Raw genomic sequence first — 21,754 nt, 5'->3', positions numbered from 1 at the left:
TGGAGCGGATTCCATACAATGCTTGGAGCATGAGTAGCTTAATTAACACTACCGGGTCAATACTAGGTCTTCCTGTATTTTCGCTATATAGGTCTTTTACTTCATCATAAATGAAATTAAAGTCGATGCTTTCTTCTACTGCCCTAAGGAGATGGTCTTGAGGTACTAAGCTATCGATGCTTACTAATTCTACCTGCTCTATTATTTCTCGATTTTTCTTCGTTAACATTTCATCGCCCCACAATATTTTTGTATCTTCTTTAATTTTACTAAAAAGCTGATGATTTTTGTACTAGCTTTTGCAAAAAAAGACTGTCGACAGTTACTTTGTCGACAGTCTGAACCGGATTTAAAAATCCGGTTTTTTTACATTTTTGTTACGTTTTATTATTTGAGGAGGATTTAGGATTTTAAAGTCGAAAGTTGTTATATGTACAATAAAAGGAGTTATACTTCGCACTAACAAACGGCAGGAGGGTTTTTGCATGTTTAAGAAAATCGCTATCGCGCTTTTAGCAGTACTGTTTTTACACACCACCGTATATGCGGCTCCGCCTGCGATGCCGATTGAGATTTACATTAACCAGAAAAAAATAGAATCGGATGTGGCACCCATTATTTACAATGGGAGAACGCTGGTACCCATAAGGGTGATCTCCGAACATCTCGGTGCAGCCGTCCATTGGGACGACAGAGAGCGAACCGTCAGAGTAGCTTCAGGCGAAAAGCTGATAATACTGAAAATAAACGATACCAGGGCTTTTGTAAATCAAAAACCCGTTACGCTCGACGTGCCTGCAATGATAGTTAAAAACAGGACCATGGTACCCCTGAGGTTTTTAGGCGAATATCTGGGGGCAAAGGTGTCCTGGGACGATGTCAAAAGAAGGGTCGATGTAACCAAGTTCTCGGCCCAGATTCTGGATTTCTCGTATAGTATGGTAAATGAAGCGCCAGCCGTCGTGATAAAAGGCAACGTTCCCCTGGAATATTCGGTGGTCCAGCCGGATGCAGGGAACCTGGTCGTAGTCGACATAAACGCTGAATTGAAGACCCAGAAGAATATCCTGAATGTATACGACGGTTATGTGGACAAGGTAATCGCAGGAACTTTGGGAACCGATTCCCCGGCGAGCCGTTTTGTGATAGAGGCAAAAGATGGAGTTTCCTTCGATATTTTAAGAATGGAACAGAACTCCCTGGCGATAGTCTTTTCCAATGCCCTCACTAGTATAGAGGTGGAGGGCGGGGAAAACCTGATTGCCAGATTGAAGACGGTGGCTCCCGCTAAATACCGCTATTTCACCATAGGTACGCCGGAAAAAGGCGATTACAGGCTGGTAGTGGATATATTCGGCACCAGGCTTTCGGCATCAGCGCCCCAGATCCCCGAGAATAACTACGTAAAAGCCGTGCGGATGAGCCAGTTTGCGGTAAACCCTGATACAGTTAGAGTCGTCTTCGACCTGAAGGGGGACGCCCATTTTCAGGTTTTTCAGAATGGCGGCGCCATATCGGTGAACTTTTCTCCCATTCAGGCTTTAGATGATATAAGAGTTAACAGCGAAAGCGATAAAACCGTAGTGAAACTGGAGCTCACTGGAGATGTGGGTTATGAGGCTAGGGAAAACAGGGCCAGCAGGCAGCTTGAGCTGATCATACCGGGAGTTGCTCCCGGTGAAGGTCTGCCGGGCGGGGGAAGGATAAACGTAGGCGACGGTATCGTGGAAAATATAGAAATTCTGAAGACAAGCGAAGAGGACCATATCCAGACTGTGGTCACATTTAACCTTACGCTTTTTACCGGATACAAGATCGTGAGTCCGCCGGTTTCTTCGACGATAGAAATCGAAATATACCGTTCCCCTCTGAAAAACAGGATCATCGTGCTGGACCCCGGTCACGGCGGCTCTGACCCTGGAGCAGTGCACTCGGGGGTTAGCGAAAAAAACTTGAATCTCGATATCGCTCTTCGATTAAAAAAACTTCTGGAGGAGAACGGGGCGAAAGTGCTGATGACCAGGGAGAGCGACATTTATGTAAACCTGTACACCAGGGCTGGTATTGCCAATGAAGTGGGAGCCGATTTGTTCGTAAGTATCCATAACAACGCCAGCAGCAATGCTGCGACCTCAGGAACCATGACGCTGTACTATCCGACCCCGGAGAAAAAAGCCTTTGCCCAGACCGTCCACAAAGCCGTGGTTGAAACTCTCGGTCTTCCGAATCTCGGCCTGGTAGAGAGGCCCAATCTGGTGGTTATCCGGGAGACCAGGATGCCTTCAGCACTGGTGGAAGTGGCTTTCATGACCAACAAGCACGACCTTGCGCTGCTGCAAACGGAGGGATTCAGGCAAAAGGTCGCAGAAGGTGTATTTAAAGGCATTTATAATTACCTTTCGGGTCAATAATCTTTGTTGACACAAAAACCCGGGTTTGGTATGATACACTTGAATCTCAACAAGGGGGTTAAGTTTTGACTCCACTGCTCGGCTATTTATTCATTTTTTCCGCCCGGGTTTGCGACGTTTCTCTTTCAACGGTAAGGACTTTAATGGTAGTTAGGGGTCACCGGATACAAGCGGCCATAATAGGCTTTTTTGAGGTCATCATTTACATAACGGCTTTGAGCCAGGTTGTCGGGAAACTGGGCGATCCATTAAACCTGTTGGCTTACGCACTGGGTTTCGCTACCGGCAATTACGCCGGCAGCCTGCTGGAAGAGAAACTGGCCCTCGGCCTCACAACGGTACAGGTTATAACGCAGGACCCGGAACTTTCAGAAAAATTAAGGAACCGCGGATTTGGCGTAACTATGCTCCAGGGTATGGGGAAAGAAGGAACGCGCCACGTGCTCGTCATATACCTGGCTAGAAAGAGCCTCCCCGATCTAATCGATCTCATAGAAAGAGAAGACGAATCGGCTTTTATCACCGTAATGGATACGAAGTCGGCCAAAGGGGGATACTTTAAACAGGCAAAGTGACCCTCAGGCATAAAAAACCTCTTCTTTAATATATATTAATTAGATTTTACTTTAAGAGGAGGTTGTTTTATGCCTAAAAAGGTTGCGGCGCTTATTTTGATCCTTCTTCTGGCCTTCAGTTTTACAGCCTGCGGGCTGCTGAAAAAAGACCGTGGAGATGCTTCATCCCAGTCGTCGGAACCTGTCCAGGAAACGCAGGCTAACATGCGCAGGACAGTGTTTTATTTTGTCAATGAACACGATCTCCTGGTGCCTGTCACGAAGGATATACCCTGGGTTGAGGGAATAGCGAGAGCCGCCCTGGAAAGCCTTGTGGACACGCCCGAGATTAGGGCCGAGCTTGAGCCGCGGGGCTTGAAGCCGCCCCTGCCTCCGGGAACGAGAGTGCTGGGCATGACGATACGGGACGGCCTTGCAAAAGTTGATTTCAGCAGGGAATTTTTAAATCTGAACGGGAAAACCGCAGAGCAGAACGCTATACAGGCTGTGGTATACACCCTGACTGAGTTTCCCACGGTCCAGAAAGTCCAGTTAATGGTAGAGGGGAAACCTTTAAAAAAATGCCCCAACGGTACGGTTTTGGAGGACGAACTCCAGCGTGAAAAAATCAATCTGGAACCGGGTGCCGCAGCTGCGGGTAATGGTACGGTTCCTGTGACGCTGTATTTTAGAGCCAGCAGCAGCGACGGGAATTATACTTATTACGTGCCGGTCACCCGCATGGTGAAAAAGAGCGATAACCTGATGAAAACAGCGCTGGAAGAGCTCATAAAAGGGCCGGCGGAAGGAATGGGTTTGAGTTCGGCCATACCCACCGATACAAGGGTGCTTGATGTGAGCCTGAAGGATAATGAGGCGATTGCCAATTTTTCCAAAGAGATCGAGGGTTACGGTGGCGGCGTTGACACCGAACAGGCGCTGGTAAATACCATAGTGCTGACTCTTTCGGAGTTCCCCGGAGTGGAGAAAGTTACCCTGCAGGTGGAGGGCAAGAGCGGGGTTTTGCCCGAAGGTACTATGCTGGATACGCCTATTCTGAAACCGGCGTATATAAACCCCGCCAATATATAAGGAGTTTCCGGAGAGGATGGTATTTTTTGGCGAGAACTGACGGCAGAGAATTCGACGAGATCAGACCTGTAAACATAATACGCCGCTTCAATAAATATGCCGAAGGTTCTGTTCTTATTGAAGCGGGTGATACAAAGGTAATATGTACCGCAACTGTCGACGAAAAAGTCCCGCCTTTTCTCAGGGGTAAAGGGCAGGGATGGGTTACGGCCGAATACTCCATGCTCCCGAGAGCCACAGAAATCAGGAATGTCAGGGAAAGCTTGAGGCCCAGCGGGAGGACAATGGAAATTCAGAGATTGATCGGGAGGGCCCTGAGGTCGGTGGTCAATCTCGCAGCTATGGGTGAGAGGACCATATGGCTGGACTGCGATGTAATCCAGGCCGATGGAGGTACCCGTACGGCGGCTATCACCGGTGCCTTTGTGGCCCTGGTGGATGCTTTCAAGTACTTAAAGGACCACGGGGTCATTGAAGTTATTCCCGTAAACAGTTTTGTGGCTGCAGTAAGTGTGGGCATCGTCGACGGCGAAAAATTGCTCGACCTCAAATTTGACGAGGACTGCAGAGCCCAAGTGGATATGAATGTGGTGATGACCGACAAGGGGCAGTTCGTGGAGGTCCAGGGTACCGGAGAAACTTTTCCTTTCACCCGTCAAGACCTCAACGATTTGCTGGACCTGGCCCAAAAAGGTATTTTTGATCTGATCGCCATACAAAAGGAAGTGCTGAAAGACATCATAGACGAGGTAGAACACAAATGTTAGATCTGGTAATAGCCACTAAAAATGCGGGTAAACTGAAAGAATTTAGAGAAATGCTTTCCGACATACCCTTGAATATAATTTCACTTCAAGACTTTCCGGGGATAGAAGTAGAGGAAAACGGCGACACTTTTGAGGAAAATGCGGTATTGAAAGCAAAGAGAGTCGTGGAGTTGACCGGTATCGCGTCCCTCGGCGATGATTCGGGGCTTGAAGTGGCCGCCCTAGGGGGCAGGCCGGGAGTGCACACTGCCAGGTTTGCGGGTCCCAGAGCCAGCGACCTCGAAAATATAAATAAGCTCCTGAACGAGCTGAAAGGTGTTCCTCCGGAAAAAAGGCAGGCGAGGTTTGTCTGCTGCCTTTGCCTCGTTCTGTCCGACGGAAGGATTTTTGTGGAGTACGGTTACTTGGAAGGGTATATCATCCTTGAGCCCAGAGGTACCATGGGATTCGGGTACGATCCTGTTTTTTTTGTACCCGAACTGGGTAAAACCCTGGCTGAGGCCACCCTGGAGGAGAAAAACGCCGTTAGCCACCGGGCAAGAGCCACAGAAAAAATCAGAAAGCACCTACTTCAATACGCCAGAAGTTGAAGCGGAGGGGCAGCATTTGAGAATCGGAGTATTAAGCGATACACACGGTCTTTTACATTTTATAGAAAAAGCCGTCAAAGTTATGGAACCTGTAGATTTGATTCTGCATGCAGGAGATGTATCAGCCGACGCTGATTTCCTCAGGGAAGCGTATAATTACAGGGTCTACGGGGTGTCCGGCAACTGCGACACCGGTTCCGAGTACCCGGGCGAGAGGCTGATCGAATTAGAAGGGAAAAAGATACTTCTGACCCACGGCCACGGGTATCGCGTAAAATACGGGTATGAGAGGCTTTTGGCCAGGGCGAAGGAACTTTTCGCCGATGCGGTGGTTTTCGGTCACACCCACTGCCCGGAAAACACTCGCGTGGGAAATGTGCTGATTTTCAACCCCGGCAGTCCTGCCCTTCCAAGATGTGGGGCGGGCAGGACTTTCGGCGTCCTGGAGATTCGTGACGGGGATATAAGGGGCTGTATAATGGAGCTTTAACCCGGGAATGAGGAGGACTGGAGCTTATGAGGAAAATCTTATTCGGGGCCAAAGTTTCCGAAAAGCACCTAAAAAAAACGCGCGAAGTCGCTCCCGACTGGAACGTAGTAATAAGCGAAAACCCTGAGGATAAAATAAAAGAGATAATAGACGCGGATATATACGTGGACTGGGGATTCAACTTTGAAAGGCGGCTTGTTGAGGCGGCCGGACGGCTGAAATGGATCCAGTCGCTGAGTGCCGGCGTAGACCGGCTGCCCTTTGATCTGGTTAAGGAAAAGGGTATAATTGTGACCACGACCAGCGGAATTCATAAAGTGCCGATTTCGGAGTTGGTGTTCGGCTACATGCTCATGTTTGCAAGAGGGCTGAACCGGTTTTACGATCAGCAGAAAAAGAAGATTTGGGATAAAAAGGTAAATACCACCGAGCTCTTCGAAAAGACCCTGGGAGTAGTGGGGGCAGGCAATATCGGCAACGAGATAGCAAGGCTGGGCAAGGCTTTCGGCATGAAGGTGATCGGACTCAGCAGGAGCGGCAGGACGGAAGGAAACTACGATGAGATGTACGACGGCAGTTCTCTGAAAGAGCTCCTGTCTAAATCCGACTTTGTAGTGTGTTCCGTTCCTCTTACCGCCGAGACCCGTCATCTGTTCAGGGAAGAACACTTTAAGGCGATGAAGCCCACCGCTTATTTCATAAACATAGCCCGCGGCGCCGTGATTGAAGAAAAGGCTCTGATAAAGGCGCTGAAAGAAGGATGGATAGCGGGAGCAGCCCTAGACGTATTTGAGGAAGAGCCCCTGCCTCCGGAAAGCCCCTTGTGGGAAATGCCCAACGTTATAATAACTCCGCATATAGCAGGTGGTTCCGACCGTTACATGGAAAGGGCCATGAAAGTAGTAAACGAAAATCTGGAAAGATACCTGAAGGGTGAGCGATTGATAAATATCGTCGACCCGGACATGGGATACTGATAATTTTCCCGGTTTAGAAAGACCGGGTTTTTATTTTTTATTGGATTTTGCTAAAAAGAAGGAAATGGTACAAATATGTAGAATAGTAAAAATATGTAAATATTATTAACCGTTAAGGGCAAACCTACCGAAAGGTAGGGACGCAAAGCCACGGGCCTACGAAGAGGTAACTTCTTCATGGCAGCCGGGCTGCCGGGATGAAAAGAGATTAAAGGATTATAGAGAAACTACCTTATCCGGTGGTCCGGTAGAGGTAGTTTTGTTTTTAAGTTATTACGAGATTTGGGGGTGTGCAGGGTGAGGAAAGATGGGCTTACGGCAGTGTACGAATTCGAGGACATAGTCGGTGAAAGCCGTGCTATAAAAAAAGCAAAAGAAACGGCAAAAAAAATAGCATCATGCGATTCGACGGTACTTATCTACGGGGAAAGCGGAACCGGCAAGGAACTTTTCGCTCAGGCCATACACAACGCCTCCAGGAGAAGGGACGGCCCCTTTGTGCCGGTGAATTTCGCCGCATTGCCCAGTAATCTGCTGGAGAGTGAACTTTTCGGTTATGAGGAAGGTGCGTTTACCGGGGCTAAGAAAGGGGGGAAACCCGGCCTGTTCGAGAAGGCCGGTGGCGGCACGATCTTTCTGGACGAAATAGGCGATGCGCCGCCGGATTTTCAGGTAAGGCTTTTAAGAGTCCTGCAGGATAAGCGAATAATCAGGGTCGGGGGGCTTAAGGTAATACCGGTGGACGTGAGAGTTATTGCGGCTACGAACAAAGATCTCTGGAAAAAAGTTAAGGAGGGCTCTTTCAGGCAGGATCTTTATTACAGGCTGAGTGTTTTACCGCTTTTAATCCCGCCGCTGAGGGAAAGGAAGGAGGACATTTTAATATTACTGGGATTTTATCTGAAAAGGTATACCGGTGCAAGGATTACGAACGTTTACGATTTTTTTGAAGAAGACACCCTTGATTACCTGCTTTCGTACGGGTGGCCGGGGAACGTAAGGGAACTTGTAAATCTGGTGGAATACCTGGTGAGTGTAAAAGATGAGACGGCCAGGATCGCTATCGAGGACCTGCCTTCTAACATGATCTCCGGGATGTTGAGCGCTGCCAGCGACCTGAGCGAAAATGAAAAAAGAGAAATAATTATTTGGATCATGAAAAAAATCAGGGAAAATAACGGCATCGGCCGGAGGGCTCTGGCTGAAATGGCCAAAAGAGAGAACAGGAATTTGGGAGAGGGTATGATAAGAAGAATGATGAAGCAGATGGAGCGGGACGGCCTGATTGAATTAAAAATAGGAGCTAAAGGCGCCGTGCTGACGGGAAAGGGAAAAGCGTTGCTTGAAATAGTCGATAACGGCGGAAAAAGGGAAGAAGGGATGTGAGGGGTATCCCTGCCCTCTTCCTGTTTATTCATCATGATTGAACCACAATGTCCCGGATGAACGCCCTGAAACTACGAGAACTGGTTTTTGACAAGCTTGAAGGAGCCTATTGCAGTCATTATAAACCAATTACGGGCAGGGTTAGCGATTGGAAGAATTTCTGCATCGCCGTGCTTTTGTATATTAATGGAACCACAGGTATCCTGACGGCAGAATCAAATCCATCTTTCAAAATGGGAAAACGGGACGTCCAAAACGGGATATGACCGTCCCGTTTTCCCGTTTTATATCCCTCATTACTAATAAAAGAGCCCTTTTGGGATTGGTACGTTTGTTGCATATGCATAATTTCAGACGGCGCCGTCGAAAAAAAAATTTTCAGGGAGGCGGTCCTGTATGAGGAAGAGGTACATCCCGGTCATACTCATCGTGGCGCTTTTCCTGAGCATGTTACTGCCGGGACTGGGCGTCGCTCAGCCGGGAGGTGTGGTTCCCGGGGAGCCGGTGGAAGCCGGCGGCCGGGAAGAGGTGGCCCAAAAGGAACTGACCGCTGAAAGAATCGACGATGTGCCATTTATCGGAGATCGGGACGAGAATAAGATAGCGGATGACCTCGACGGATTGATCGAGGCTCAAGGGGATGAAAAGGTACCCGTAGTAGTCAGATTGAAGGAAAACCCGTCGGAAAAGGTTCTAAAGGATCTGGAAACGCACATCGGTGCCATTGAGGCAAAGGCCCGGTGGGAGAAAGCTTTGAAGGGCTTTTCGGCGATGATGACACCGGGGCAGATAAGAGCCCTGTCGAAGATCCCGATGGTCGAAAGAATCGATATGGACCGGGAAGTAAAGGCGTTTATAAACACGGCTACGCAGTGGACGGGAGTTCAGGCGGCCAGAAGTGATTTTGGCGTCGACGGGGATAGGGACGGCAACAAGACTTCGTACTCTAAAAACGATGTGGTGATAGCGGTCCTCGACACCGGTATAGACGCAGGCCACGTAGACCTGGACGGCGGAAAGGTAATAGGATGGTACGATGTAATCAACGGAAGAACCACCCCCTACGATGACCATGGCCACGGCACCCATGTGGCCAGCATCGCGGCGGGTACCGGCGAAGGGAACCCGGCTTATAAAGGCGTGGCTCCGGGGGTGGCCCTAGTAGGAATAAAGGTGCTGAATTCCGCCGGATCCGGCACGACCAGCGGAATAATTTCGGGTATCGACTGGATGATCCAGAACAAGAATACCTACGGCATACGCATAGGCAACATGAGCCTCGGGGCAGCGGGTTCTTCCGACGGAACCGACAGTTTGTCGCAGGCGGTAAACAACGCGGTGAATAACGGTATAATAATGGTGGTTGCTGCGGGCAATGAGGGGCCGGCAAGGTACACCATAGGTTCACCTGCCGCGGCGGCGAACGCTATAACCGTGGGCTCCCTCTACGACCCGGGTGAAAAGGGATGGGTGCTGTCCGAGTTTTCCAGCAGGGGACCTACGGCCGATAACCGCATAAAACCGGATATAACCGCTCCGGGCAGCAATATTACGGCAGCCAGGGCGGGTTCCACCAACGGTTACGTGACCTACAGCGGTACGTCCATGGCGACGCCCTTCATAGCCGGAGTCATAGCGCTGATGCTGGATGCCAACTATTCGCTTACTGATTCCCAGGTTAAGAACATCCTTTACTCCAGCGCCAATGTGAAAGACTTCGGGCCCTCGGGCAAGGACATCGATTTCGGCTACGGCATAAACCTCTCGTACAACTGCATCAAACAGGCGGGCGGATTCAGCGGCAGCTTCTCCGACGGGATAGGGTTCTCCTTCGCGCAGGACAGTCTGTCCGGCACGGGCGATACCGACTGGTGGCAATTCGATGTGACCGATACAACAAAGCCCATCGGAATCACCTTTATAATGCCGAATCACAGCTGGTCCATAGATTTCGACATTTACCTCTACGACCCGAGCGGCACTCTGGTCGCCAGTTCCACGGGAACCAAGAGACAGGAACAGATCCGCTACATGCCTACCAAGACCGGCACCTACAAGCTGAGGGTTTACTCATACAGAGGCTCCGGAGACTACTGGTTCAATGTTAGCTGGAAGTGATGCGAAAAGTTATATCCCCTCTCATTATAAAAAAGCAGGGTAGAGGCGATAACGCCTCTATCCTGCTTTTTTCAAAAAACTCTTGAGAAACCCCGACCTGTATAGTAAAATAGAATCGTAAACGTTTACGAACTTAGGAGTGACGAAATGCCCACTATAGAAGATATAGCAAGACTCGCAAACGTATCGATAGCAACCGTTTCGAGGGTTTTCAACAACAAACCCGATGTCAGCGAAAAAACCCGGGAAAGGGTGCTCCAGATCGCAAGGGAGCTGGGATATGAACCAAGCATGCCCGCCCGGAGCCTGATCAAGGGGAAAACCGGAATAGTGGGGCTTATAGTGCCCGATATATCGAACCCCTATTACAGCGAAATAGTCAGGGGAATCGAAGACACCTGCCGCACCCGCAGGTATAACGTGATCCTCTGCAATGCCGACAACAAAAGGGAAAAGGAGTTTGAGTATATCGATATTTTAAAAAACCGCTGGGTTGACGGCGTAATATTCCACTGCGACTACTTCAGCGAAGAGCATTATGAGGCCTTCGCCCGTAAAAATATTCCTATAGTCCTGGCGGGAAGGGCTACCGCTTACGACGTGCCTTATGTGGCTATCGACAATTTTAAAGCCGCCTTCGATGCCGTAAACTACCTCATTTCCCTGGGCCATGAGAGGATTGGCTTAATCCACGGCCCGCTGGACGGCATGAAGGAGACCATTGATAGCGTGGACCGGTTGATGGGGTATAAAAAGGCATTGAGCGAAGCCGGACTTAAAATCTGCGAAGATCTGATTGCTGAAGGCGACTTTAAGGCGAAAGGAGGTTACGAGGCTGCAGGAAAAATTCTAAAGGCAGGTGTTAAGCCTACCGCGATCTTCGCTGTCAGTGACATCATGGCTATCGGTGCTTTAAACGCCGTTCTGGACTTCGGCCTGAAATGCCCTGAGGACGTTTCGGTGGTGGGTTTCGACAACATCGACCTGAGCGAAATTACAAGGCCGCCGCTTACAACCATTGCTCAGCCGATGTACAATATAGGTTCTGTTGCCGCCGAAATATTGATAAACTTGATCAACGGAGAAAGTGTTGAAAGAAAAAGGATAATACTGGACCATAAACTTGTTATACGGAGTTCTTGTAAAAGCATATAATTTTTTTGTACGACACCGTAAACGATTACGAAGTTCTCGAAGGGGGGTCTGGCCGTGACTTGGCTTAAAAAGTACAGGTTGGAAGCCGTCATGCTGGCGCCGCTGCTCCTGTACATACTGGGGTTCACCGTATACCCGATACTTCAGACAATTGCCATGAGTTTTCTGGACAGGTTCACAGGGGCAATAACCCTGGCCAATTACCGGGAAATAATCGGTAAAGTGGAGTTTAAGGGCGCGCTTTTCAATACGGTGGCCTTTGCCCTCATAAGTCTGACCCTGGAAATGGCGGCAGCCATAGTCATAGCCCTGATCTTGAAGAGGCGGTTTTTCGGAAGGGGCTTTCTGCGGGCCCTTCTTATGGTGCCGATGGGTGTGCCGACGCTAGTATCAGGGGTGGCAATGACTTACATATTCAGCATCAACGGATATCTAAATGAACTGCTCTACAGGTTGAATATAATTAAACTTCCGGTGGACTGGGCCAGCGGTGGGCTCCGTACGCTCTTGATGGTGTCGCTGGCCGACATGTGGAAGGTCACTCCGATGGTGATTTTAATCCTGCTGGCAGGGCTGGAGAGCATACAAAACGAAGTCTATGAAGCTGCGGGTATTGACGGTGCGACAGCCTGGCAGACTTTCAGATACGTCACCCTTCCCCTCCTGAAACCGTATATTACCATGGCTATAATACTGAGAGCTATAGACGCTTTTAGGGTATTTGAGTTGGTGCTGGTCCTTGCCGGGAGAGCTACACCGGTCCTTTCCACTTTTGCTTACGACGAGTACAACAATTATGGGAATGCCTATACATCGGCCGCTGCTTCTGCGATTTTGCTGGTAATCATCATGATATTTATATACGGGTACTTAAAAGTGGGCGGTTCTGAGGAGGTAAGTGGATAATGAGAGGTAGAGATTTCAGCGGCAAAATATCCGATTCACTGTATCTGCCCGTAACGCTCATTGCGGCGATTGCTATGGTCATACCCGTATACATATTGTTCAAAGTTTCGGTGAGCGCCCCTGGTGAAATTTTAACGGCTCATCCATCATTTCTAATTAAGGATTTTACGCTGGAACACTGGGTTAAGGTTTTGAAATCAGGCAACCTGAAGGCGCCCTTTGTTAAAAGCTTTACTGTTGCTACTCTGACCACGGTTGCAGCTGTATTAATAGCGTCTCCCGCTGCATACGTTATAGCCAGGATGCCACGCAAAATAAAGTATCCGTTGGTGCTGTCCCTCTTTCTAACGAGGATGTTCCCGGAAGTGGGCATAGCGCTGCCCATATCGGTCCAGTTCATTAAAATGAATTTAATCGATACTTACACAGGTCTTGTCCTCGCGCACCTGATACTAAACCTCCCCTTTGCTGCCTGGATACTCGTGGGGACCTTCGAGACCATACCGAAAGATCTCGAAGAAGCCGCTATGGTTGACGGGGCGGGGAAGATTGAGTCGCTGATAAAAGTAATCACGCCTCTCGCGCTGCCGGGTATCGCGGTGGCTGCTATATTCGTATGGCTGAACTCGTGGAACGAGTTTACCTATGCCCTGTACCTCACCGTTTCACAAAGGACCCTTCCTCTGCAGACCTATTATTACGTTGTGAGGGGAGGCTGGTTTGACGCAGCGACATACGCCACCATTTTAACTATACCGGTAATGGTGGTGACATTCTTTCTCCAGCGCTATATGAAAGGGGGGTATTTATCGGGAGCTGTTAAAGGTTAAATAAAATTTGCTTTCCTAAAGAAAAAAACAGGGGGAGTGAATTATGAAAAGAAACTTGTTTAAGGCGGTTTGTTTAGCTCTGGTGGCAATCCTCTTTCTCGCATCGCTGACCGGGTGCGGCAGCACCGGCACCACCGACAGCAGCGATAAAAAAGAGGCCGATCCGAGGAAAGGCGTTTTAAAGGTCGCCATGGGGCTGGGCGAGGAAGAATGGAAGGTCATGAAGGAAAACGTGTTTCCCGAATTTGAGAAAAAATACGGCGTAAAAGTCGAACCCATCCAGATGGAAGCAGGGGATACTGTTAAAAAGCTGGAAGCAATGCACCAGGCTGGACAGATGGATATCGACCTCATAACCCAGGACAACATGCAGCTGGCGCAGCTTGTTGACAAGGGGCTTGTTGAAGACCTGACGTCTTACAAGGATATGATCCCCGATGCGGTTATCCCGAGCCTTATACCGGTGGGAGAATTCAACGGCAAACTCTACTTTATGCCCTACAGGCCGAATGTAGAAATTGCTTTCTACAACGAGAAGAAATTTAACGAATACGGCTTGAAGCCCCCTACCAACTGGGACGAGCTGCTGCAGGTCGCCAAGACTTTTAAAGAAAAAGAAGGTATCGGTAAAGTAGTAGTAAAGATGAATCTGGGTCCAGACAGCACGTGCCACATGTTTGACTTTATAAGGTCCGCCGGGGGAGACCCGACGGTGCTGAATGACGAAGGATCAATCAGGGCTTTTACATTCCTGAAGGAAATTTACCCGTATCTATCCCCTGAGAGCAAAAAAGCCGACTGGAACACTCCGAACCAGTACCTGGCTACCGAAAGTGCATATCTTGTACAGAACTGGCCCTTTACGTCGGTCGTAGTTGTGAAAGACGGAGGTAAGAAAGAGATCAAAGCATATCACGGATGGGCAGGCCCCGTCAAGGAGTCCCACGTCCTGGGCGGTGAAGTGATAGGTATACCGAAGGGTGCTCCGAATAAAGAGATGGCGGTCAAGTTTATGGAATTCCTGATGAGCAAGGAAGTCCAGGAGATCCTCACTTCGAAGCTGGGTTGGCCGTCCATGAGAACCGATGCCTACGGCAAAGTCGAGGAGTGGCAAAAACCCTACTTTGAAGCAGTTTCGGAGGCTTTGAAGCACGCGGAACCGAGGCCGAACCTTACATACTGGGCCGATGTGGACAAGGCCATAAACGGCGCGTTGAGGGAAATTGTTCTTGAAGGCAAAGAGGTAAAGCCCACCCTCGATAAATACCATGAAATGATCGAGAAAGCGAAGCAGGCTGCCGGCGGTAAGTAGATTCGACCCATCCCCCACCTGAATCCTTCAGGTGGGGGATGATGCTCTTAACGCAATTGATATTTTATAGACGAAGAATTTGCTGGGAGGTTATTCGGCTTGAGCGGGAGCAATGTACATAAAAGTATAATATACGAATTTGACGAGTGGATGATCAAGGAGACCGAGTTCGACATAAAGACCAATTTCAGGGATGAGACAATATTTACTACAGGCAACGGATACATAGGGATGAGGGGCAATTTCGAGGAAGGCTACAGGGGCCCTGCAGATACCACGTTCAAAGCAACGTATATAAACGGCTTTTATGAGGAATATGATATAGAATACCCGGAAGGCGGCTACGGATTTCCCCGGAAGGGCCAGGCCATGCTCAACGTGGCCGACGCAAAAATCATCATACCGTTTATTGACGGCGAGAGGTTCGACCTGCTGACGGGGAGGATTCACGCATACGAGAGGAAGCTGGATATGAAAAGGGGCATCCTGGTGAGGAGGATCACGTGGGAGTCGCCTTCGGGCAAAATAGTAGAAGCCGAGATAAAGAGGTTGGTACATTTTAGCAGGCCGCACCTGGCTGCCGTATCTTTCTCGCTGAAACCGGTAAACTTCGACGGCTTTTTTGAATTCGTATCCCGCATCGACGGCAGGGTTTCAAATCTCGATGAAAGCTCTGACTTCAGGGTGGGCTCGGGGCTGAAGGGCCGGGCACTTTTCAGCATCGGCAAAGGCGTAGACGGAACAGGAGCCTGGCTGGAACAAAGGACGGAAAGGAGCGGTTTTTTCCTTTCGTGTGCTGTGGAACATAACCTCGTACCCGGCGGGGATGCGGTGATTACCGGCCACCAGGCCGAAGAGGAATTAGAGATAAGGTTCCGGGTGAAAGCGCGAAGGGGAATTGCCTGTACCCTCTTTAAATATATATCATATTTTACTTCCCGGGACGCCGGACGCGAGGACCTTGTGCTTCTTGCCCGGAGCGAAGTCAGTAAAGCCAAAGAGGACGGCTTCGCCCTATTGGAGGCGGAGCAGGAGGCCTTTCTCGAGGCTTTCTGGAAAGACGCTGACGTAGTTATCGAGGGAGACCCCGCAGCCCAGCAGGGAATTAGGTTCAGTATGTTTTCGCTCCTTCAATCGGCGGGCAGGGACGGAAAAACCAACATAGCCGCGAAGGGCCTTACGGGTGAGGGTTACGGCGGTCATTACTTCTGGGACTCGGACATATACATGCTGCCGTTCTTCATCTATACCAGGCCGGAAATAGCAAAAGCTTTATTAATGCACCGCTACCGGTTGCTGGACGCCGCCAGGGAAAGGGCCGGGGAGCTGGGGCACAGGGGAGCCCTGTACCCCTGGAGGACTATCGACGGCTCCGAGTGTTCGGCATTTTTCCCGGCAGGCACCGCCCAGTACCACATAAACGCCGATATAGTATACGCGATAAAGCGCTACGTAGAGGCGACCGGAGACGAGGAATTCCTGTACGGATACGGGGCGGAGATAGCCTTCGAGACGGCCCGGTTCTGGGTTGATCTTGGCTCCTACATACCCGCGAAGGGCGGCAAGTTCTGCATAAATTGCGTTACCGGGCCTGACGAGTATACAGCCCTTGTGGACAATAACGCGTATACGAATCACATGGCCAAAATGAACCTGGAGTTTGCGGCAAAAGTGGCGGAAAGGATGAAGCGGGAGAGGCCGGAGGATTACAGAAAGCTTTTGCTGAAAATCGACCTTCAAGATGAGGAAGTTGACGAATGGCGCAGGGCTGCCGAAAATATGTACCTCCCCTATTCAGAGGAGCTGGGGATAATACCGCAGGACGACAGTTTTCTCTATAAAAAGAGGGTTACGGTCGATAGGATACCCGAAAAAGATTTTCCGCTCCTATTGCACTGGCACTATTTAAATATCTACCGGCATCAGATATGCAAGCAACCGGATGTGCTGCTGTTGATGTTCCTTTTAAGGGAGAAATTTACCCTGGAGGAGATCAGGAGGAATTATGATTACTACGAGCCGGTAACCACCCACGATTCGTCCCTCTCGCCGCCGGTGTTTGCCGCCCTGGCCGCTGAACTGGGCTATTATGAGGAGGCTTACCGGTATTTTATATGGTCGTGCCGCATGGACTTGGACGACTATAACGGCAACACGAAAGACGGCATACACGCGGCCGCTATGGGTGGGGCGTGGCTCGCCGCCGTATACGGCTTTGGGGGCTTAAAGGTTTTTCCCGACGGGCTTCACTTTTTCCCGGCTCTGCCCGAGAAATGGCGCTGCCTTAGCTTCACTTTGAAATACAGGGGCAGGAAGCTTCGCGTGCGGCTCGAGAGGGAAAAGGCTTTTTATACTCTGGAGGAAGGTGAACCTCTTAAAATACACCATTTTGGTGCGGAACTTTCGTTGAAGCCGGGAATCACCGTAGAAAGGGAGATGTGCCGTGCCGGTATATAAAGCCGCCGTTTTCGACCTGGACGGAGTTATCACGGATACGGCCAGGTTTCATTACCTGGCCTGGAAAAAACTGGCCGACGAACTGGGAGTTTATTTTGACGAAAACATAAACGAAAGGCTGAAGGGCGTAGGGAGGATGGAATCCCTGGAGATAATCCTGGAAAAAAGCCCGCGAAGGTTTTCCCGGGACGAAAAGGAATACCTGGCCGAAAAAAAGAACGGGTACTATAAAAATATGATAGAAAAGATCACGCAGAAAGACCTGCTGCCCGGAGTGAAGGAGCTGTTTTTCGCCCTTAAGGGCCGCGGCGTAAAAATCGCGCTGGCTTCGGCCAGCCGAAACGCCCCTACCGTATTGAAAAACCTTGGAATAGCGGAGTTGTTCGACTATGTGGTGGATGCAGGCCGGATTAAAAGGTGCAAGCCGGACCCGGAAATATTCCTCGTTGCAGCTGAAAACCTGGGCCTGAAACCCGGTGAGTGCGTAGGGATAGAGGACTCGGCGGCGGGTATCGAAGCGATAAAAAGGGCGGGCATGTTTGCCGTCGGCATAGGGGACCCAGAAATTTTAAAAAATGCCGACATGGTTCTTAGGGATCTGAAAAACCTCAGGGCGATCCTCAAATTATTCGACGATTGAATTGAAAGGGTTTGAAAAAGGAGCGAGATTATGTTAAAATAATCTTGACGCAAAATTTAATTTAATGTATACTATACATTGTCTTTAAGGACTTTCGAGGCATGGCGCAGCTTGGTAGCGCACATGGTTTGGGACCATGGGGTCGGGGGTTCAAGTCCCTCTGCCTCGACCAGAAAACATGCGGGAATAGCTCAGATGGCAGAGCACCAGCCTTCCAAGCTGGGTGCCGCGGGTTCGAATCCCGTTTCCCGCTCCATACGCGCCCGTAGCTCAGCTGGACAGAGCAACGGACTTCTAATCCGTGGGTCAGAGGTTCGAATCCCCTCGGGCGCGCCATATGTGGTGGATATAGTTCAGGTGGCTAGAACGCCAGATTGTGGCTCTGGAGGCCGTGGGTTCAAGTCCCACTATCCACCCCATAATTTTTTTATGCTGGGGCGTAGCCAAGCGGTAAGGCACGGGACTTTGGATCCTGCATCGTAGGTTCGAATCCTGCCGCCCCAGCCATGAGGGCCATTAGCTCAGGCGGCAGAGCACCTGACTTTTAATCAGGGTGTCGGAGGTTCGAATCCTCCATGGCTCACCATGCGGGCGTGGCGGAACTGGCAGACGCGACGGACTTAGGATCCGTTGGGTTTCCCGTGGAGGTTCAAATCCTCTCGCCCGCACCATAAGTTTTGCGAAAAACCTCGGTGATTTATGCCGGGGTATTGTTTTATTATTTATTTTTTTATGCTATAATAAAATGGCAAAAAAGGTTTAGCGTGATTGTGAGGAGGAGCATAATGAAGGTTAATGTGGAAAAAATAGAAAATAATGTAGCCACTTTAAAGATTGAAGTTGGCGCTGACGAATTCGAAAAGGCGCTGGATCAGGCATACAGGAAGAACGTCAAGAGGTTTAACATACCGGGATTCAGGAGAGGCAAGGCTCCCAGAAAATTGATTGAAATGCATTACGGCCCGGAAGTTTTTTATGAAGACGCGGCGGAAATAGTGCTGTCCGAAGCCTATAAAAAAGGCGTGGAGGAAAACAACCTGGAACCTGTGGACCATCCGCATTTCGATATAGATCAGATCGAAAAAGGAAAAGGCGTCGTGGCCACCGCCAAAGTTGCTGTCAAGCCCGAAGTGGATTTAGGAGAATACAAGGGTTTAGAAGTGGAAAAAATGGTGTACAATGTTACCGAGGAGGATGTTGATAAGGAACTGAAGGCCCTGCAGGATAAAAATGCCAGGCTCATTTCTGTTGAAAGGCCGGCGCAAAAAGGGGACATCGTAATAGTCGATCTTGAAGGTTTTGTGGATGGGGAACCCCTCAAGGACGGGAAGGTGCAAAATTATCCCCTGGAGCTCGGCTCAAAAATCCTGGTAGAGGATCTGGAAGAGCAGATAACGGGTATGGAGGTTGGAGAAACCCGGGAGGTTAAGGTTACATACCCGGCCGATCACCCCAACAAAGAACTGGCGGGAAAGGAAGTATCGTTTAACGTCACGCTGAAAGAGGTCAAGGAAAAGGAGCTTCCCGCCATCGACGACGAATTCGCAAAAGACGTGAGCGAGTTCGATACGCTGGAGGAATTAAAGCAGGATATAAAGAATAAATTGGAAGAAAGGGCGAAATCTTTCGCGGAAAGTTCGCTCAGGGGTTCAATCCTCAAAAAGCTGACAGAACAGGCGAAAGTCGATATTCCTCAGGCTATGATCGACAGGGAAATCGAAAGGCTGATCATGGACTTTGCCTTCCAGTTGAAGATGAGGGGCATGGATTTAAGACAGTATCTGGAAGCATCGCAGCTTTCGCCGGAGGAATTTAAGGCCAAATTCCAGGACAGGGCTTATAATAATGTAAAAACTTCTCTCGTACTGGAAGCCGTGGCTAAAGCTGAAAACATCGAGGTGTCCGAGGAAGAACTGGACGCGGAACTTTCAAAGTACGCCGAATCCGCCCAGAAATCCCTGGCCGAATACAAAAAGGGTTTAAAAGAGGAGAATTTAGCGCATATTAAAGACCGTATACTTACCCGGAAAATTTTCGATTTCCTGCAATCCCATGCAAGGGTTACGGAAAAAGTGGTGGAAAGGATTGCCGAGAACGAGGGTGAAGGCGAGGAAGAGCAAGCCTAAGTGAGAAAGGGAGGGCTTATAATGAATCTTGTACCAATTGTAATCGAACAGACAAACCGAGGGGAAAGGGCCTACGATATCTATTCAAGGCTCCTTAAAGAAAGGATAGTGTTCATCGGGACTCCCATAGACGATTCGGTGGCGAGCCTTGTCATCGCCCAGTTGCTCTTTTTAGAGTCCGAAGATCCGGATAAAGATATCTATCTCTACATCAATTCCCCCGGCGGTTCCGTAACGGCGGGTCTTGCCATATACGATACCATGCAGTACATCAAACCCGACGTTTCCACCATGTGCATTGGCTTGGCTGCCAGCATGGGTGCGGTGCTTCTGGCGGGTGGCGCCCCGGGCAAGCGCTATGCACTTCCCAATTCCAGGATAATGATCCACCAACCATGGGGAGGCGTGCAGGGCAAGGCCCTGGATATAGAGACCCAGGCAAAAGAGATCCTGCGCTTGAGGGAAGTAATAAACGAGATACTGGTTAAGCACACGAAACAACCTCTTGAGAAGATAGAGAGAGACACCGAGAGGGACTTCTTCATGTCTGCGCTTGAAGCAAAGCAATACGGCCTTATCGATGAGGTGATCTACAAGAGGACCAAAGCCGAAGAAAAGAGGTGATACCATGTTTAAATTCAACGACGAAAAGGGCCAGCTGAAGTGCTCCTTTTGCGGAAAGACCCAGGACCAGGTGCGTAAACTGGTGGCAGGTCCCGGTGTGTATATATGCGACGAGTGCATAGAGCTCTGCAACGAGATCATAGAAGAGGAATTCAGTGAAGACGCGGAAATGGATTTTTCGGATATTCCCAAACCCCGCGAGATAAAGGAAATACTTGACCAGTACGTCATCGGGCAGGAAAAAGCGAAGAGGATACTGTCGGTAGCGGTATACAACCATTATAAACGAATTAATTCCAACGTAAAAACGGACGATGTTGAGCTTCAAAAGAGCAACATCATAATGCTCGGACCTACGGGCAGCGGTAAGACTCTGCTGGCTCAAACCCTTGCAAAAATTTTGAATGTGCCCTTTGCCATCGCCGACGCTACCTCCCTTACCGAAGCGGGTTACGTGGGCGAGGACGTGGAAAATATACTCCTAAAACTCATTCAGGCCGCTGACTATGATGTCGAAAAAGCGGAAAAGGGTATAGTGTATATAGACGAGATAGATAAGATAGCCAGAAAATCGGAAAATCCGTCCATAACCAGGGATGTTTCCGGCGAAGGAGTGCAGCAGGCCCTGCTGAAGATCCTGGAAGGCACCATTGCCAGCGTGCCCCCGCAGGGAGGCCGCAAGCACCCCCACCAGGAGTTCATCCAGATAGACACCACCAACATCCTGTTCATCTGCGGCGGTGCCTTTGAAGGCATCGAAAAAATCATAGCCAACCGGATTGGAAAGAAATCCATAGGATTCGGAGCGGAGATTAGAAGCAGGGAAGAGAAGAATGTAGGCGAGCTTTTGAACCATATAATGCCCGAAGACCTGCTGAAGTTCGGCATGATTCCCGAATTCGTTGGAAGGGTTCCCATCATAGTAACCCTGGATGCTCTGGACGAGCAAGCACTGATAAGAATTTTAAAGGAGCCCAAAAACTCACTGGTAAAGCAGTACCAGAAATTATTCGAAATGGACAACGTGCAGCTCGAGTTTACCGATGAGGCCCTGCAGGTCATAGCCCAGGAGGCGCTGAATAGGAAGACCGACGCAAGAGGCCTGAGGGCGATCCTGGAAGAAGTGATGATGGACGTAATGTACGAGATACCTTCCAGAAACGATATAACCAAGTGCGTCGTCACCAAAGAAGTCGTCCAAAAGCGCGAGGAGCCGATAATAGTAACTTCCGAGAGGAAGAAGGCCAAGAAGAAAGAAGTAACAGCTTAAAGTAAAAGTGCAGCGAAAGCTGCACTTTTTTACTTCCCTTTCCAGGATA

20 protein-coding genes, 7 tRNA genes and 1 riboswitch are annotated in these 21,754 nt (G+C 49.6%); of the genes, 26 read left to right on the top strand and 1 reads right to left on the bottom strand.

All coding sequences use genetic code 11. The annotated features are described in order from the left end of the window. Window positions 1-229 (bottom strand): transposase (locus LZ11_RS12545; RefSeq protein WP_342782613.1); only part of this gene is annotated, 229 nt, incomplete at its 3' end. A 256-nt stretch (window positions 230-485) separates the two neighbouring features. On the opposite strand from LZ11_RS12545, the gene LZ11_RS09440 reads away from it, so the two are divergent. From LZ11_RS09440 to clpX, 26 genes are all read left to right on the top strand, one after another. Next, complete coding sequence (locus LZ11_RS09440) at window positions 486-2,411, top strand: N-acetylmuramoyl-L-alanine amidase family protein (protein ID WP_148867635.1); 1,926 nt, start codon at window positions 486-488, stop codon at window positions 2,409-2,411. 65 nt (window positions 2,412-2,476) lie between these two features. Beyond that, window positions 2,477-2,986, top strand: a complete 510-nt coding sequence (locus tag LZ11_RS09435; protein WP_148867634.1) for a DUF2179 domain-containing protein — start codon at window positions 2,477-2,479, stop codon at window positions 2,984-2,986. Window positions 2,987-3,055: 69 nt separating this feature from the next. Further along, on the top strand, window positions 3,056-4,057 hold the full coding sequence (locus LZ11_RS09430; protein ID WP_148867633.1) for a GerMN domain-containing protein: 1,002 nt from the start codon (window positions 3,056-3,058) through the stop codon (window positions 4,055-4,057). Between the two features lie 26 nt (window positions 4,058-4,083). Continuing rightward, window positions 4,084-4,824, top strand: a complete 741-nt coding sequence (gene rph / locus LZ11_RS09425) for a ribonuclease PH (protein WP_148867632.1) — start codon at window positions 4,084-4,086, stop codon at window positions 4,822-4,824. Further along, a complete protein-coding gene (locus LZ11_RS09420) occupies window positions 4,818-5,414 on the top strand; it encodes an XTP/dITP diphosphatase (protein WP_148867631.1) in 597 nt (198 codons plus the stop codon). The genes rph and LZ11_RS09420 overlap by 7 nt, the downstream gene beginning before the upstream one ends. Window positions 5,415-5,430: 16 nt before the next feature. Continuing rightward, window positions 5,431-5,904 carry a metallophosphoesterase gene (locus LZ11_RS09415; RefSeq protein ID WP_148867630.1) on the top strand — a complete coding sequence of 158 codons (474 nt, stop codon included), beginning with the start codon at window positions 5,431-5,433 and terminating at the stop codon, window positions 5,902-5,904. A 26-nt stretch (window positions 5,905-5,930) separates the two neighbouring features. Then, window positions 5,931-6,881, top strand: a complete 951-nt coding sequence (locus LZ11_RS09410) for a D-2-hydroxyacid dehydrogenase (protein ID WP_148867629.1) — start codon at window positions 5,931-5,933, stop codon at window positions 6,879-6,881. A 107-nt stretch (window positions 6,882-6,988) separates the two neighbouring features. Next, window positions 6,989-7,078: riboswitch (cyclic di-GMP riboswitch) on the top strand. Between the two features lie 100 nt (window positions 7,079-7,178). Next, window positions 7,179-8,267, top strand: coding sequence for a sigma 54-interacting transcriptional regulator (locus tag LZ11_RS09405; protein ID WP_148867628.1), 1,089 nt, complete (start codon window positions 7,179-7,181; stop codon window positions 8,265-8,267). Between the two features lie 47 nt (window positions 8,268-8,314). After that, on the top strand, window positions 8,315-8,533 hold the full coding sequence (locus LZ11_RS12380) for a hypothetical protein (protein WP_170240354.1): 219 nt from the start codon (window positions 8,315-8,317) through the stop codon (window positions 8,531-8,533). A gap of 130 nt (window positions 8,534-8,663) precedes the next feature. Next, on the top strand, window positions 8,664-10,385 hold the full coding sequence (locus LZ11_RS09400) for a S8 family serine peptidase (protein WP_148867627.1): 1,722 nt from the start codon (window positions 8,664-8,666) through the stop codon (window positions 10,383-10,385). A 147-nt stretch (window positions 10,386-10,532) separates the two neighbouring features. Then, window positions 10,533-11,540 carry a LacI family DNA-binding transcriptional regulator gene (locus LZ11_RS09395; RefSeq protein WP_148867626.1) on the top strand — a complete coding sequence of 336 codons (1,008 nt, stop codon included), beginning with the start codon at window positions 10,533-10,535 and terminating at the stop codon, window positions 11,538-11,540. A 90-nt stretch (window positions 11,541-11,630) separates the two neighbouring features. Beyond that, window positions 11,631-12,446, top strand: a complete 816-nt coding sequence (locus LZ11_RS09390) for an ABC transporter permease subunit (RefSeq protein WP_148867640.1) — start codon at window positions 11,631-11,633, stop codon at window positions 12,444-12,446. Next, entirely contained in the window at window positions 12,446-13,276 is an 831-nt protein-coding gene (locus LZ11_RS09385; RefSeq protein ID WP_148867625.1) for a carbohydrate ABC transporter permease, read from the top strand. Before LZ11_RS09390 ends, LZ11_RS09385 begins: the two co-directional genes overlap by 1 nt. A gap of 43 nt (window positions 13,277-13,319) precedes the next feature. Beyond that, a complete protein-coding gene (locus LZ11_RS09380) occupies window positions 13,320-14,588 on the top strand; it encodes an ABC transporter substrate-binding protein (protein WP_148867624.1) in 1,269 nt (422 codons plus the stop codon). A gap of 150 nt (window positions 14,589-14,738) precedes the next feature. Further along, complete coding sequence (locus LZ11_RS09375; protein ID WP_148867639.1) at window positions 14,739-17,045, top strand: glycosyl hydrolase family 65 domain-containing protein; 2,307 nt, start codon at window positions 14,739-14,741, stop codon at window positions 17,043-17,045. Then, window positions 17,032-17,685 carry a beta-phosphoglucomutase gene (pgmB, locus tag LZ11_RS09370; RefSeq protein WP_148867623.1) on the top strand — a complete coding sequence of 218 codons (654 nt, stop codon included), beginning with the start codon at window positions 17,032-17,034 and terminating at the stop codon, window positions 17,683-17,685. Before LZ11_RS09375 ends, pgmB begins: the two co-directional genes overlap by 14 nt. A 95-nt stretch (window positions 17,686-17,780) precedes the next feature. After that, window positions 17,781-17,857 (top strand) — tRNA-Pro (locus LZ11_RS09365). 8 nt (window positions 17,858-17,865) lie between these two features. Beyond that, window positions 17,866-17,941, top strand: a tRNA-Gly gene (locus LZ11_RS09360). Between the two features lie 3 nt (window positions 17,942-17,944). Then, a tRNA-Arg gene (locus LZ11_RS09355) sits at window positions 17,945-18,021 on the top strand. A 6-nt stretch (window positions 18,022-18,027) separates the two neighbouring features. Then, window positions 18,028-18,104, top strand: a tRNA-His gene (locus LZ11_RS09350). A gap of 14 nt (window positions 18,105-18,118) precedes the next feature. Further along, window positions 18,119-18,192: transfer RNA gene (locus tag LZ11_RS09345), tRNA-Gln, on the top strand. A gap of 3 nt (window positions 18,193-18,195) precedes the next feature. Beyond that, window positions 18,196-18,271, top strand: a tRNA-Lys gene (locus LZ11_RS09340). 1 nt (window position 18,272) lies between these two features. Further along, window positions 18,273-18,356: transfer RNA gene (locus LZ11_RS09335), tRNA-Leu, on the top strand. Window positions 18,357-18,470: 114 nt separating this feature from the next. Further along, the gene (tig, locus tag LZ11_RS09330; RefSeq protein WP_148867622.1) at window positions 18,471-19,811 is read left to right on the top strand and encodes a trigger factor; all 1,341 of its coding nucleotides are present in this window, start codon (window positions 18,471-18,473) and stop codon (window positions 19,809-19,811) included. A gap of 21 nt (window positions 19,812-19,832) precedes the next feature. Continuing rightward, window positions 19,833-20,435, top strand: a complete 603-nt coding sequence (gene clpP, locus LZ11_RS09325) for an ATP-dependent Clp endopeptidase proteolytic subunit ClpP (protein ID WP_148867621.1) — start codon at window positions 19,833-19,835, stop codon at window positions 20,433-20,435. Between the two features lie 4 nt (window positions 20,436-20,439). Next, a complete protein-coding gene (clpX, locus tag LZ11_RS09320) occupies window positions 20,440-21,705 on the top strand; it encodes an ATP-dependent Clp protease ATP-binding subunit ClpX (protein ID WP_148867620.1) in 1,266 nt (421 codons plus the stop codon). Window positions 21,706-21,754: the final 49 nt, after the last annotated feature.

Source organism: Thermosediminibacter litoriperuensis (assembly GCF_008124715.1).
GTDB lineage: Bacteria > Bacillota > Thermosediminibacteria > Thermosediminibacterales > Thermosediminibacteraceae > Thermosediminibacter > Thermosediminibacter litoriperuensis.
The sequence above is the reverse complement of the archived record's forward strand: the minus strand, read 5'-3'. Positions and strand labels throughout refer to the sequence as shown.